Origin of the sequence: Glutamicibacter sp. NPDC090743, assembly GCF_044769125.1 — a bacterium.
Taxonomy (GTDB): domain Bacteria; phylum Actinomycetota; class Actinomycetes; order Actinomycetales; family Micrococcaceae; genus Glutamicibacter.
This window is the reverse complement of the sequence record NZ_JBIVXE010000001.1, coordinates 598,159-610,740: the sequence shown is the minus strand read 5'-3', so window position 1 is coordinate 610,740 and position 12,582 is coordinate 598,159. Positions and strand designations below refer to the sequence as shown.

At 55.1% G+C, this 12,582-nt stretch carries 16 protein-coding genes; 12 read left to right on the top strand and 4 right to left on the bottom strand.

Features of this window, described 5'->3' with window-relative positions; translation table 11 throughout:
- The first annotated feature begins 3 nt into the window (after positions 1-3).
- The 7 genes from ACIQTS_RS02955 to ACIQTS_RS02925 all read left to right on the top strand — a co-directional run bounded on the left by ACIQTS_RS02955 (position 4) and on the right by ACIQTS_RS02925 (position 5,483).
- A complete protein-coding gene (locus ACIQTS_RS02955; RefSeq protein WP_402471076.1) occupies positions 4-1,065 on the top strand; it encodes a hypothetical protein in 1,062 nt (353 codons plus the stop codon).
- A 12-nt stretch (positions 1,066-1,077) separates the two neighbouring features.
- Positions 1,078-1,959: a hypothetical protein gene (locus ACIQTS_RS02950; RefSeq protein ID WP_402471073.1), complete on the top strand. Its 882-nt coding sequence runs from the start codon at positions 1,078-1,080 to the stop codon at positions 1,957-1,959.
- 9 nt (positions 1,960-1,968) lie between these two features.
- Complete coding sequence (locus ACIQTS_RS02945) at positions 1,969-2,178, top strand: hypothetical protein (protein WP_402471071.1); 210 nt, start codon at positions 1,969-1,971, stop codon at positions 2,176-2,178.
- 30 nt (positions 2,179-2,208) lie between these two features.
- Positions 2,209-2,700 (top strand): hypothetical protein, encoded by a 492-nt coding sequence (locus ACIQTS_RS02940; RefSeq protein ID WP_402471069.1) that lies wholly within the window; start codon positions 2,209-2,211, stop codon positions 2,698-2,700.
- Between the two features lie 26 nt (positions 2,701-2,726).
- A complete protein-coding gene (locus ACIQTS_RS02935; protein ID WP_402471066.1) occupies positions 2,727-4,559 on the top strand; it encodes an SGNH/GDSL hydrolase family protein in 1,833 nt (610 codons plus the stop codon).
- Positions 4,560-4,570: 11 nt separating this feature from the next.
- Entirely contained in the window at positions 4,571-4,735 is a 165-nt protein-coding gene (locus ACIQTS_RS02930; RefSeq protein ID WP_402471063.1) for a hypothetical protein, read from the top strand.
- Between the two features lie 334 nt (positions 4,736-5,069).
- On the top strand, positions 5,070-5,483 hold the full coding sequence (locus ACIQTS_RS02925; protein WP_402471061.1) for a hypothetical protein: 414 nt from the start codon (positions 5,070-5,072) through the stop codon (positions 5,481-5,483).
- Between the two features lie 100 nt (positions 5,484-5,583).
- Here ACIQTS_RS02925 and ACIQTS_RS02920 read toward each other — a convergent pair whose 3' ends face one another.
- Positions 5,584-6,186, bottom strand: a complete 603-nt coding sequence (locus tag ACIQTS_RS02920; protein ID WP_402471058.1) for a hypothetical protein — start codon at positions 6,184-6,186, stop codon at positions 5,584-5,586.
- Between the two features lie 101 nt (positions 6,187-6,287).
- Between ACIQTS_RS02920 and ACIQTS_RS02915 the strand changes: the two genes are divergently transcribed.
- From ACIQTS_RS02915 to ACIQTS_RS02905, 3 genes are read left to right on the top strand one after another with little or no spacing between them, the layout of a single operon-like run.
- Positions 6,288-6,422 (top strand): hypothetical protein, encoded by a 135-nt coding sequence (locus ACIQTS_RS02915; protein ID WP_402471055.1) that lies wholly within the window; start codon positions 6,288-6,290, stop codon positions 6,420-6,422.
- Positions 6,423-6,424: 2 nt separating this feature from the next.
- The gene (locus tag ACIQTS_RS02910; protein WP_402471053.1) at positions 6,425-7,363 is read left to right on the top strand and encodes a hypothetical protein; all 939 of its coding nucleotides are present in this window, start codon (positions 6,425-6,427) and stop codon (positions 7,361-7,363) included.
- An 8-nt stretch (positions 7,364-7,371) separates the two neighbouring features.
- Positions 7,372-7,656, top strand: coding sequence for a hypothetical protein (locus ACIQTS_RS02905; protein ID WP_402471050.1), 285 nt, complete (start codon positions 7,372-7,374; stop codon positions 7,654-7,656).
- Positions 7,657-7,720: 64 nt separating this feature from the next.
- Here ACIQTS_RS02905 and ACIQTS_RS02900 read toward each other — a convergent pair whose 3' ends face one another.
- On the bottom strand, positions 7,721-8,413 hold the full coding sequence (locus ACIQTS_RS02900; RefSeq protein WP_402471047.1) for a hypothetical protein: 693 nt from the start codon (positions 8,411-8,413) through the stop codon (positions 7,721-7,723).
- 47 nt (positions 8,414-8,460) lie between these two features.
- On the opposite strand from ACIQTS_RS02900, the gene ACIQTS_RS02895 reads away from it, so the two are divergent.
- Positions 8,461-8,610: a hypothetical protein gene (locus tag ACIQTS_RS02895; protein ID WP_402471044.1), complete on the top strand. Its 150-nt coding sequence runs from the start codon at positions 8,461-8,463 to the stop codon at positions 8,608-8,610.
- A gap of 252 nt (positions 8,611-8,862) precedes the next feature.
- Here the strand turns inward: ACIQTS_RS02895 and ACIQTS_RS02890 are convergent, their stop codons facing one another.
- Complete coding sequence (locus tag ACIQTS_RS02890) at positions 8,863-10,575, bottom strand: FAD-binding dehydrogenase (protein WP_402471216.1); 1,713 nt, start codon at positions 10,573-10,575, stop codon at positions 8,863-8,865.
- Between the two features lie 293 nt (positions 10,576-10,868).
- On the opposite strand from ACIQTS_RS02890, the gene ACIQTS_RS02885 reads away from it, so the two are divergent.
- Positions 10,869-12,086: an MFS transporter gene (locus ACIQTS_RS02885; RefSeq protein ID WP_400288074.1), complete on the top strand. Its 1,218-nt coding sequence runs from the start codon at positions 10,869-10,871 to the stop codon at positions 12,084-12,086.
- Here the strand turns inward: ACIQTS_RS02885 and ACIQTS_RS02880 are convergent.
- Positions 12,083-12,529, bottom strand: a complete 447-nt coding sequence (locus tag ACIQTS_RS02880) for an Lrp/AsnC family transcriptional regulator (RefSeq protein ID WP_400288076.1) — start codon at positions 12,527-12,529, stop codon at positions 12,083-12,085. The genes ACIQTS_RS02885 and ACIQTS_RS02880 overlap by 4 nt on opposite strands.
- Positions 12,530-12,582 lie beyond the last annotated feature (53 nt).

The following is a 12,582-nucleotide window of genomic DNA, read 5'->3' as shown; positions in this document are numbered from 1 at the left end:
CTCGTGGCTTGGCGTGTATGGAGTGTTGATACCCGGACGGGGCAGAAACAGTCGATTATCCCGGTAACAGGGTTTACATGGACGTGCGCTCTGAATGAAGGCTCTTCCGGCACCGCTACTCTGTCATTGAACGCGGCGGGCACGGAGGGCTTCGACTGGTGGGGATTGCTGGACGTGGTCCGGAGAACGCTGGTCATTGAGTGGGATGGAGGCCCGGTATACGCGGGAGTGATCTGGTCATGGGATTACGACTACAGCACGAAGAAGATCAACGTGAATCACTCTGATTTCTGGTCTCTCATCTCGCGCCGGATGCTTTTCACCACGTACACGGATCTGATGAAGCAGAAGTTCACGCTCGCTTCGAAGAGCCTATGGGATTTGGCGCGAGGCGTAGTCGAAGCAGGCACCACCGGTGCGTACTCGCTGCCAATCTTCTACCAGGGAACAACCGGCGGCAGCCGTTCGCGAACCTGGTACGGGTACGAGCTGCCTCTTGTAGCCGACGAACTGCAAACGATCATCGATACCGATGGCGGTCCTGATGTGGTGTTTGATCCTCGCTGGTCCACGGATGGAACAAAGCTTGAATACCTGATGTGGGATGGAACCGACCCGGGCGGCCTGATCCCGGTCAACTTGTCAGCGAATCATAAAATGCTGCACGGATTGAAGATCAAGCGCGACGCGAACGATGTAGCGACCGTGGTCGTCGGCACGGGTGAAGGATCTGAACAGGATCTTGAATACCAGGTCGCGTCAATTGGTGGTTCGCCGTACCCGCACTTGGTGAAGGATGCGTCGTTTCCTAAGGAGAAGGACGGGAACATGCTTTATGACCGGACGTGGGCTGAGGCAGATGTTGCGTCAGGCCCGGTCGAGCAGTGGTCGGCGAGCATGAACGCTTCGGATGCTTTCCGGGTGACGACGGTGAAGCTCAGCCGCCGGTTCGATTTGTACTCGCATGGCGATCCGATGATTCCAGATGGCCACCATCTGATGCGGATCATTCAGTATTCCGGTGATCTGTCCGAGACGGTGAAGCTTGAATTCCAGGACTTCTAGAGGAGGTTGCTTATGAGTAAGAAGCCGAACCTCGCGAAAAGCAAACTGAAGAATGTCCGCAAGGATATCCGCGGGCAACGGTACGCGACACCGCAGAATGGTTCAGCTATCGGCCGTAAAGGCCTGCGGGTCTATGACGGTGGCTGGATCCGCATCGAGAACGGCGGCCTGCAGGTTACCGGTACCGCGATAATTTCGGGAACATTGCAAGTCACTGGCACTGCAACATTATCGGGAACCAATAACCTGTCAGGTACGAATAACCTGAGCGGCACGAACAAGCTGACCGGCCCGACTACGGTGGCCGGCAACTTCGAGATCATCGCAGGCGGATTGTTCAAAGCTGGGGCAGCAGAGATCTATCCGGACGGTTCAGCCAAATTCGGCACCCTGGGGATCGCGGCGGACGGCACACTACAGTCCGGCCTGTTCGAGCTGCGTCCGGATGGTTCCGCCGATTTCGGGGACCTGAATATCAGCGCGGATGGTGTCCTCACGACCGGTGTGACGAAGATTGAAACGACGGGGCGAGCAGAATTCGGCAGCTTCGTAATTGATCCGTCCTCGAACAGGCTGATACAGGCTCCTGGCGGATGGTTGTTCACGAATGGCCCCGACAGCATAGGTTTGGCCTCCTCTTCCACGTCGTCGGTGAACCTCGAAAGCACGAGAGCAGAGCTAAATTTTGGTGGCCAGTACGTACGTGTCACTACTTCCCGAACGTACATTTCAAACCGGCTCGATGTGCAAGCTGAATTGTATGTAACTGGTGGCGTGAATTTCAGTAGTTCGATTATCAATTTCGCAGGGTTGGGCACTGTGTCTGATCCTCCGAATCTTTTTGTGCATCCGACGAGCGGTCGATTGTATCGATCAACGTGGACCCCAGCATAGGAGTGGCAAGTGAGCAGCAATCAGCAGAACCGGATTACCGAACTCGAAAATCGGTTGTCGGCATCCCAGACGCAGGGCGAAGCAAAGCAAATTGTGATCAACAATCTTCGGCAGTGGCTTTCGGACACACAACTGCAACTCGCGGAAGCGGTTGCCAATTGTCAACTGAAAGACCAGCTAATCCAGCAGCTACAGAACACAGAGGACTCCACCGAATAGGTGGGGTCCTCACTACTTTAGGGGGCACACATGGCAACAGCGACCATCACCGGCAACCTGAGAACCTTCGGGGGCGCGAACTTCAACTACCTCGACCCGGTAATCATCTTCCGGCCAAGCAGCGCACATCTTGGACCGTCCAGTATTTTCTCTGGACCCGACATACGAGCCACACCCGCTGCAGACTCTTCGTTCATTGCGACGCTGGAACGCACCGACACAATGCTCACAGCAGACGCTCACTACAAGGTGATCATCGAATGGCGCAACCCCGGCATTACTGGCAGCACCGGCCCGGGGACGGCTGAGCACGACACCGGCTGGGAGATCACCGTCACCAAGGACGGACCCATCGGAGATAACGCCCGACCCCCTCGCCCAAACCACCAGATGGTCATCGTCGCGCCAACCATGCCACCGAAGCATTTCGGGCCGGGAACAATGTGGCTGCAGATGGACCCGGAAGACCCCAATACGCCAACCAACCCGGCTAACACCGGAGATCTCTACCAGCTTCAGTAAAGGAGGCTTTCATGGCACTCGATTGGGTGAAACTCGGCAACCTCAAAGGCCCTAAAGGCGACGTCGGCACCTGGTGGCAACGCAACCTAGGATCCTCCACCAACATTGACGCGATGACTTCAGCTGACGCTGGCGCATACTCGATACTTAGCGGAACGACTGCCGGCGAGATGGGCCTGCCAAAAGCCAGTCCGTCATCTTTCGAAGTCTTGCCCGTCGGAACAGGGCTGATCCAGATCCAGCGCACTCTCGCCCCAGTTAGCGAAGTCTGGCAACGTGAGCTGTACGCGAACGGTGAAGTTTGGGGTGACTGGCGTCGCACCGACCACCACAAGGAAACGACAGAGTTTGACGGGCTACTGCCTGCCACGCCGGGTTCCTTGGCGCAGACGGCAATCTCAATCACTACAGGCCATGGTGGCGGGCAGACGACCGGGCAAGGGTTCGTTCGTGGATTGCAACGCATCCCTGCTGGCGCCACCCGTGCACGCATTGGCATCCGTAACTGGAACCCGCGCTACAACATGGCTGACAGCCCCGCCGCAGCCCTGAGCAATATCAGTCTCGGACGGCATAACGGTGGTACTTCACAGTCATTGAGCTGGGTCTCGGTGCAGAGCTCCGGCTCAACCGGAACCGAAGGGTTCTTGTCGCGCTGGGTGAACCTTCCTGAAGGCATGGCAGGCACGGACGTGCTCGTAGCGTTCGGCTGGCAGTCCTCCGGCGATGTCCAGAACAACATCGGGTACGGGTTCACTGGTGGCTCTGCGTCGAACGCAATCATCGGCACAGGTGCAGCCGCGAACACATTGCCGTTCTTCATCTACCTAGAAGTGGAGATCCCTGCCGAGGTGCCGCGACTGGCCGTCTTCGGCGACAGTATCAGCTCAGGTGTTTCCGCCTCCAAAGTCATGTACGACTCGTGGCTGGATCAGTACTGCCGCCCGCGTGGGATTGTTCCTCAGCATTGGTCGCACTCTGGCGATCAGGGCGATTCGTGGGCTGACCCGCAGGGCAAAAAGTGGAGCTTGTACGGCAAAGACATTGTCCAAGCTGACGCAGTGCTTTACGCCATGGGTTCGAACATGATCTTCCGTCCAACAACACCGACTTTGCAGGAATGCATCGATGTGACCGTGGACAACATCAAGAACATCCGCAAGCACATCTCACCGAACGTTTACGGTGCGACGATTCTCCCACGAACGGCGGTGACTGGTGCAGGGGAAACTCTGCGCCGCCAGTACAACGCGTGGATGAAGGCTTCCCCGCTGTTCCGTGACGTGTTCGACATGTCAGCTGCGGTGTCATTGGATGATGAGACGCTGAATCCCGCGTATGACGCTGACGGAATCCACCTGAATACGGCAGGGTACGCGGCTATGGCAGCCGCTATTAGCCGACTGCTGGTGGAACCGTTCCAACGGTATGCAGTCAGCGAAACCGCGGGGCGAGTGGTCAAAGTCTGGGATCCGATCAATCAGCGCGAGCAGCTTCTTCGAGGAGATACGGGCATCCGCGATATCGCCTCTTTGATCAAGGCAGATTACACAGTCGGCGGCGAGTGCTTCCTAACACGAGAGGGAAGCATGGTTCATGTTGCTTTCAACTCGCTCTCCCGAGCAGGGGCCGGAACTGGAAATATTCCCGTGATTGTCTTGCCCCCGGGGTTCACGCCGATCACGAATATTTACGGTTCTACCTTTCGAGGGAACCGGTGTGCGTTGCAAAAAAGCGGAAACATCTACATCACAGACCCGACAATATCCGTGGACTACCTGGACTTCACCTTTCGAACAACTGACCCGTGGCCCACTAGCTTGCCTGGCACAGCAGTAGGCATCATTCCCTACCAGTAAGGAGTATCAGCATGGATTTCTCGACCATGACGGATGAACAGCTCGGTGATCATCTGAACGCGGTACTAGCCGAGCAAGAGCGACGCAAAGCTCTAGCGGAGATCCCCGCACAGATTGAAGAGCTCACGGCCAAATATCTGGCAGGTGGCGGGAAAATCGAAGATCTGAGCCCATAGCAAAGCGCTCACAGGGGGCGCATTTTTTATGCCGCCTGTGAGCGCTACTCAACGCTCAATCGTATTACCTGAGTGGAGCTAGTGCAGCGTCAATGTCTGCAAGGCATTCTGCAAGCTCAGATAGATCGCTGCAATCACGAAGTACCTGAGCTTGATCCTGAAGAACTTTGGCCGCGTGATGACGCTGAACATCTGTGAACAATTTTCCCCCATGGAACGCTGTTGTTGAACTCCCAGCTAATCATAAGGTTCAGATACTTCGCGCACCAATCATCCAAACGTTGCAGAAAAGTTATAAATCATGTGACGTTCAACAAAATGTTAAGGAGCTGCCATGCCTGAATGGCTTACCGAGCCGATCCTCCTGTCTATCATCGGCGGGGTCTTCGCTCTGCTGACTGCCATCGTGACAAAGCTTTCCTTCGACATGTCCAGAACACGCAAGGACACCGCCGCGGTGCACCAATCCATCAACAACCGGCCGACTTCATTGTCTGACCGGTTAGATGAAGTGATCGATGCCCTGAAGCGGGTAGAAGCCAAGCAGAAAGGCGACGGCCAGAAACTCGACACGCATACCAAGGACCTGCGAGGTATCGATGATTCCATCGGCATCCTCAGATCTGCTGATCGTGACCTGCAAAAAGGGCTTGCATATACGCAGCGAGAGTTCACTCAGCACGTCAATGAGACTGGGCCGATGCGGGACAAGATCAACAGGCTCGCAGATAAATTCCTCAAGGACTAGCACACGCTAGTCATTTTCTTTTGCCCTGTTCTCAAACGCGGCCTTCAGGCTGGCAAAAGAAATAGTGAGCTGGGATATGCGCGCCCGCGCATTTCGAGTTCTACTTCTTGTTCAAATCGTCGAGGATAGCGCCTAGGTGAACTTGGACGTCGGAAGCGAAATCACAGCTATTCTCGACGATCACTTCGATTGCATGGCTGACGTCCGAAGAAATTTCAATTGCGCTGGCTTTGTAAGTGGAGTAGTTCGTTAGAACCAAATGCAGAATCGCTAGAGCAGCCAGAGACTTGCGTTTGAAACCTTTGACCTTACGGAGGGGTGCGAGCGAAAGCAGATCAAGAATTACATTCCGAATATCGACCGGCGCGTCTCGAGAATTTACTCTCGCAAGAGCAGCTGCTTTGTCAAAAGCTACCCGCACCTCGGGATCACTTGTTTCTGGATCAGCGGCCAATCGCAACGCATCCTGTATCGCGGTTTCGACGGCGTTCAACGCACGAATCGACCATTCAGGTGCTTCGTGAACAATGGTCTGACCTCCAGTGAATGAAAAGGTTCCATCCATCACGCGAGCTGGGAGGCCGCAACCCGGAACTGGGCAGGAATCGACATTTCCGGAGAAACTCACATTGGTTGAATTCTCGACGTGAATACCATGCGATTCGAAGGGCCCATGTACGGGGCAATTAGCAGCGATGACCATGCTCAGATCTGATCATTAACGATTCACAAGTTCAATTGTTACCAAGCCCGAGACCAAACGGTCCGGGCTTTACTCATGCCCGAAATCCGAAAGGAACCACCATGTCTGACCGTAACCCGATGGAAGCCATCGACCAGGACAACTACGAAGACCCGAATCCGGAGGAAGTCACCGACCCGGAGCATCCGGACTACGTGGCGCCGGCCAAGGGCATCAAGCCGCTAGGAGGCAAGTAAGCATGGCGATCTACAACGGCTACATCGGCGCGAAGTCCTGCACCATGGGACCAGCCGAGGGCGCACTCGGCGCCATGGCCTGGTTCCTCGCCAAGTACAAGGAGGTCGGCGGCCGCAACTCCGGAATCTACAACTGCCGGCCGGTGCGAGGCTCCAACAGCACCACCTCGTTGCATGGTGAAGGCCGTGCGATGGACTTCGGCCTGCGCTGGTACGACAAGATCGAGATCTTCGAAGAGTTCGCCGAGCAGCTGCGCCTGAACTCCAAGGAACTGGGCATCCAGTGCATCATCTTCAACCGCAAGATCTTCTCCGGTGGCTACAAGAACAAGGGCTGGTATAACTACACCGGCGTGAACCCGCACACCGATCACCTGCACGTGGAGTTCTCCTGGTCGGCTGCACGCCGCGACAAGGACGACACCATCGAACTGTGGGAACGCGAGCTGGGCGGGAAGCTGACCGGCAAGCCTGTCCCGGTCATGTCGCGTCCGAAGGTGGCCGACCAGTCGCCGGACAACGTTCCGAACGGTTCCACGAACTTCCCGGACAACTACGCCGATCTGAAGATCAACGGCAACTTCCTGTCCTGGGAGGTCGGTGCGCTGCAGATCTTGCTGGAGAACGTCGTGAACGGTCTCAACAAGCAGTGGGATGGCAAGTTCGAGAAGCTGACCATCACCGACACGATGACGCTGATGCAGCGCAACGGGTACTACCTAAAGACCCCGTTCGCTGCCCGTGGTGCCAAGAAGGGCACCGCGCTCAAGAAGGACGGCGACGACGGCTACTGGTTCTGGGTCGAGTTCCAGCGCATGCTGGCCGACGACCTGGGCCACCGGGGCAAGGTCTACTACGACATCCGCAAGTGGCGTCTGGACGGTAAGCCGTTGAAGGAAACCGGCAAGGCCATTCAGCGCTGGCTCAACGACAACAACTAGGAGACACCATGTCCGAAGCATTCTTGGCCCTCTGGGCATCCACCGTCCGAACTATCGTGCCGATCGTCGTCGGATCCGTACTGGGTTGGTTCGCCGGCGCGAACATCCCGCTGGATCCGGAGTTCGAGGGCAAGCTCACCGCTCTGCTCACGCTCCTGTTCACCACGGCCTATTACGTGGCCGTGCGGCTCTTCGAAACCTACATCAGCCCGAAGCTTGGTTGGCTGCTGGGCTACGCAAAGTCGCCAGATTCTTACTCTGCCGAGAAGCCAAACAAGCACATAGCCCAGTAACTACTAAGCCGTCCCACCCTCTATCGAGGGTGGGACGGCTTTTCTGCGCCTAGGAAAAACGGTTCTAATTGTCGAAGTCTCCATATGAATAGAGCATGGAAGTATTGTCACCATTACGACGGTATAACTCATCGGCGTGCATTGCGAACTTTCGGTCCGCCTCAACAGGGCTGAGTTCGCCGGCTTGGATTAAACTGCACGACCGAGCGAGATCGAATTTCAAGTCGCGTAGAAACGAATTGGCCTCGTCTCGGGCGGAGATAAGCTTCAAAAATTCATTCTCAAGTTGGTCAATGCCCACCATGTTGCTCAGAACTCCTCTCATACGGACGAGGTTGGAAACGAAGTCCGTTAGTTCGTGAACTAAATATCTCAGTTTCCCACTCTCGTACAGGTAGGGATAAGTCAACGTCCAACGGTCAACGAGGCGCTGCATGCGGCGATTCCGGGCTGATTCTTCTTTAGAAGATAATCGCTCAGGCGGCGTACAGTGCTCATCCATCCCGTCCAGCAGGTTCAACAATGCGGGGATCCGTTGCTCATTTAGGGCGATAGCCTTTGTCTCTTCTAGTTGCACTTGAGCTGTACGCCAGGCACGCCGGGCATATATGCCCACTGCCGCGGCAACAATAACACCAGCCCACGTACCGGATGCGACCCATACATCTGGGGCGCTCGGAGCCGAGCAGTAAAAATTCTGAGCGCTTGTGGCGTATTCGTTAGCTGCACGGCACAAATATTCTTCGGCATTGATCATGATCGAATCTTATGCTGGGTGTTCACGGATCAACTAGAATTCGCCTTGTGGAAGTAACAGTGAATTACCTGCAAGACGGCGAGACCGGCGCCGTGTCAGTCATCGGAGATGACTACGAAACAGCCCGAGACCAAGCATTCGACCTAGTACCCGAAAGGGCCGTGCGCCTCAGCATCATGGTGGACCGTGATGGGTGAATCTACACCACAATTTGCACCACAGTTTTGCTGGACTCTGGCACAAAATCGGTGGTGCTCCAACAAAGGGAACCCCGGATTCACGAGGAATTTGGTGGGTGCGTAACCGTGCGGAAACCGCTTGGAGGTTCTTCTAATCTCTAGGTCGCCGGTTCGAATCCGGCCGGGGGTACGAAATAAACCGCCGTTCACTTGGTAATGCAAGTGAACGGCGGTTTTCGCATCTATCCAGATCTAGGAATTTGACCAGTGTTAGGCCTCTTTTCTAGCTTGAGGCCCTTTCCGGCCGATCCTGTCAGCCAGCCCTCGTCCTATTTGCCGGCCACTAAATAAGCACCCGCCCAAGAAAGTTCCTTCCAGCGCGTTGTACCCATGCATCCCGCCTCCCCCGAATCCAGATGCTTCACCGGCCGCATAAAGCCCGTCAAGAACTGTTCCGTCGTATTTGAGGACTCGCCCAGATAGATCTGTCTGCAGTCCGCCTAATGACTTTCGTGTCAGAATGTGCAGCTTCACAGCTATCAATGGCCCCGCCGCAGGATCGAGTATGCTGTGCGGAGCAACTGCTCGGGTCAAACGGTCTCCGATGTACTTTCGGGCATTGCGGATAGATTGAATTTGGCGATCTTTGCTAAATGGATTTTCAGTTTGCGAATCACGAACCATTAATTGCTGGTGAAGCCGCATCGGATCAATATGTGCTTCCGGGGCGATTGCATTCATTTTCGTGACGAGCTCCTCGACGGTAGTCGCTGAAACGGAATCCGCACCTTTGTTCAAGAAATCCATGACCGGCCCCGGAGCACCCTTGCCAAAGATCCGGTCCTTGATAACTCCGGCTTTATCCCGATTAGTCAGATCTGGATTTTGCTCCGACCCTGACAGCGCAAACTCCTTCTCGATAATTCGCTGATTCAGCACGAACCATGAATAGTCGTACTTTCGCGCAGTGGGATCGGTGCGCAGGTATTTCAACGTGCCCAAAGTGTCGTGCCCTGGAAGGCAAGGAGGACGAAGGCGGTTCCCTTCAGCATCGAACCACATCGGGCTTGGACCGGGCAAAATTCTAATTCCATGAGCGGGCCAAATTGGGTTCCAATTCTGGATTCCCTCTGTGTAATGCCACATTCGATCGCGGTTAACAAGACGCGCCCCCACCTCCTGCGAGAGTTCAATGCCGCTGCCGTCAACATAATTCGGAACGCCGGTAATCATGCGCCCCGGCGCGATGCCGAGCCTGTCGGGCCAGAATTTCCGAACCAGGTCCTGATTTCCGCCTATTCCCCCGGTTGCAATCACCACGGCTTCAGCCGAAAACTCGAACTCCGAAACCACGTTTCTTGACGACTGTTGCCCGCGTGGAGCGTCATCAGGCGACAAGACCTCACCGCGAACGCCGGTAACTGAACCGTCAGTGGTCACCAATCCAGTAACCCTGTGGCGGTTGAGCAACTCGGCATGTCCCGTTTGCAGTCCGTCGAGCACCCTATTCACAAATGGCATCGATACCCCGGTGCCAGTTCCCCAGGCGATGTGAAATCTGGGTACAGAATTCCCATGCCCATCGGCGCGACCATCGCCGCGCTCTGCCCAGCCCACAACTGGAGTCAGATCTATGCCCTTTTGCTTGATCCAGGACCGTTTTTCAGTAGCTGCGAACTCCACGTAGGCTTTGGCCCAACGTTGCGCCCACAGGTCCTCATCGTCCAACCGGTCAAATTGTGCACTATGCTGCCAATCCGACCAGGCAAGGTCAAAAGAATCACGAACTCCCAAGCGGCGCTGTTCAGGAGTTCCAACGAGAAACAGTCCCCCAAAAGACCAGTAAGCCTGGCCGCCGAGATTACCCCTGTTTTCCTGATCCAGGATTCGGACTCTCAGTCCTTCATCAAGTGCCTTGGACGCTGCAACCAACCCGGCCAATCCAGCACCCACGATGATCACTCCGCATTGTTCGGAACTCAACTTCACGATCCCACCTCTGCACGCAAGAAATTTACGAGTTTTCATCTCGAGCGTACTTCCCGGTAGGCAATGCCACCATACCCGTATTTTCCGCAAAGAAATCTGCTGACTAGCGAGAACTTTCGTTCTTCACCACCGTTTCTTTTCCTGGTCCGGCCGTCGAATCTGTGAATGTCATGATCGTGAGCCGTGCAGCGGCGCATAATCACGCAGAATCCCGACTGAACAGTAACTTATCCCCCTAATTTGAGATAAACTCTAGGAATTGTAGAAATCGAAAGGGACAGTGCCCGATGACCCAACTGGTCGCCCACCTCGCGCGACAGAGAATCACGGAACGCACCAGCATCAATCTAATATTCCTTCTTGCAGGATTATCTTTTGCGACTTGGGCAGGCCGCCTCTCCATTATCGACGCTGTTTTCGATTTCTCTGGTTTGAACCTCGGGTCGTTCTTGATTTGCAGCACCATCGGAACTTTGCTCGGAATCTCCCTTATTCCGTCGGTGAGCAAATTCGTTCCAACACGCCGCCTGTTGTGCTGTTTGCCCATCGGATTAGCAGCATGCTTGGTCGTACTGGGCATAGCTATTTCCATAACCGAGGAAGCCACTCTTGCCTACGTAGCCCTGTTCTTTTACGGGCTTACTTTTGGCTGTTTGGACATCATGATGAACGTCAGCGGCGCACAGGTTGAACGTCGTGTCGGCCGCAGCATCATGCCTTCCCTTCATGGGTTCTTCAGCCTGGGAACCCTAATTGGCGCCGGGGTGGCAACAGCAACCATTTCCTTGAATATCTCGAGCCTTTGGCACTTCTCGTTTGTCGCGGTCATCATTCTTCTTCTCGCTTACGTTGCCCATCGAGGTATTACCTGCTGGGAAAACGAAAATTTGGTTCCAATCAACAAGGATGTCCCCCAGAACCGAACTCAATCAACGCACAAAATGGGACTCTTGCTGCTGCTTGGCATAATGGTCGCCGGTTTAAGTTTCAGCGAGGGTGCGGCCAATGATTGGATTGCCGTTACTTCGGTTGACGGGCACGGTTTCAAGCATCAAATTGGCGCGCTCATGTTCACCTTGTTCGTCGCAGCAATGACGCTGGGACGCTTTGTCGGTGGTCGCCTTGTGGACCGCTTCGGCACGAAAAATACACTCCTGATCATGGGAATTATCGGCCTTCTCGGCGTCGGCTTGTTCATCACCGGCACAAGCCCCTCCCTAGTAGGCCTCGGTGCAGCATTGTGGGGCCTCGGTAGCTCGCTCGGCTTCCCCTTGGGCATGAGCATCGCGGCTTCCCGCGGAGAACGCCTGGGTCCAAAAGCGGTGAGCATCGTCAGTGCGTTTGGATATGGAGCAATGCTTGGCGGTCCGCCATTTATTGGTTTCGTCGTCGATACCTTGAAGTTGCCTCAGGCCTTATGGATTTGCGCGGTAGTTCTGATTATTTCGTTGTCCTTGACGCCGGCGGTAACCCGCAACTGGAAGCCGTCCAACAAGACGTCCTAGACGGGCAGAACCGCCCGCTCCTTGATGTTTCGCATGACTATGGTGCTCGTCAATTTTTCCACGCCCGGTAGGTCAACTAGGACCTCGTCGTATACACGCTGGTAATGCGGCAGATCCTTGGCAAAGACTCGCAATAGGAAGTCTGGCTCGCCGAAAAGGCGCTGCGCATCAACTATTAGCTCTTCGCTCTCTACCGCTAATTCAAAATGCTTAAGCTGCGCTCTGTCTTTCAACGTGACGAAAACCAGGGCCTCGAATCCCAGTCCAACCTTCTCCGGGTCAATCACCGCTTGGTAGCCGCTGATGACTCCCCTGCGCTCAAGATCTTTGATCCGGCGATGGCAGGGAGCCACCGATAGCCCAACTTTTGCAGCTACCGCGGTAGCGCTCATCCGTCCGTCATTCTGCAACTCGGCCAAGATCGCACGGTCTAGTTCATCCATGAAATTAGACTACAGCACAAATAATTTGCGCCATTTAACGCCAGAGCAATTTT

What these genes read in the sequence shown, in the direction of transcription:
- ACIQTS_RS02950 (WP_402471073.1), top strand. Translation starts at nt 1,078, where the DNA reads ATGAGTAAGAAGCCGAACCTCGCGAAAAGCAAACTGAAGAATGTCCGC.
- ACIQTS_RS02940 (WP_402471069.1), top strand. Translation starts at nt 2,209, where the DNA reads ATGGCAACAGCGACCATCACCGGCAACCTGAGAACCTTCGGGGGCGCG.
- ACIQTS_RS02930 (WP_402471063.1), top strand. Translation starts at nt 4,571, where the DNA reads ATGGATTTCTCGACCATGACGGATGAACAGCTCGGTGATCATCTGAAC.
- ACIQTS_RS02925 (WP_402471061.1), top strand. Translation starts at nt 5,070, where the DNA reads ATGCCTGAATGGCTTACCGAGCCGATCCTCCTGTCTATCATCGGCGGG.
- ACIQTS_RS02920 (WP_402471058.1), bottom strand. Translation starts at nt 6,186, where the DNA reads ATGGTCATCGCTGCTAATTGCCCCGTACATGGGCCCTTCGAATCGCAT.
- ACIQTS_RS02915 (WP_402471055.1), top strand. Translation starts at nt 6,288, where the DNA reads ATGTCTGACCGTAACCCGATGGAAGCCATCGACCAGGACAACTACGAA.
- ACIQTS_RS02910 (WP_402471053.1), top strand. Translation starts at nt 6,425, where the DNA reads ATGGCGATCTACAACGGCTACATCGGCGCGAAGTCCTGCACCATGGGA.
- ACIQTS_RS02905 (WP_402471050.1), top strand. Translation starts at nt 7,372, where the DNA reads ATGTCCGAAGCATTCTTGGCCCTCTGGGCATCCACCGTCCGAACTATC.
- ACIQTS_RS02900 (WP_402471047.1), bottom strand. Translation starts at nt 8,413, where the DNA reads ATGATCAATGCCGAAGAATATTTGTGCCGTGCAGCTAACGAATACGCC.
- ACIQTS_RS02885 (WP_400288074.1), top strand. Translation starts at nt 10,869, where the DNA reads ATGACCCAACTGGTCGCCCACCTCGCGCGACAGAGAATCACGGAACGC.
- ACIQTS_RS02880 (WP_400288076.1), bottom strand. Translation starts at nt 12,529, where the DNA reads ATGGATGAACTAGACCGTGCGATCTTGGCCGAGTTGCAGAATGACGGA.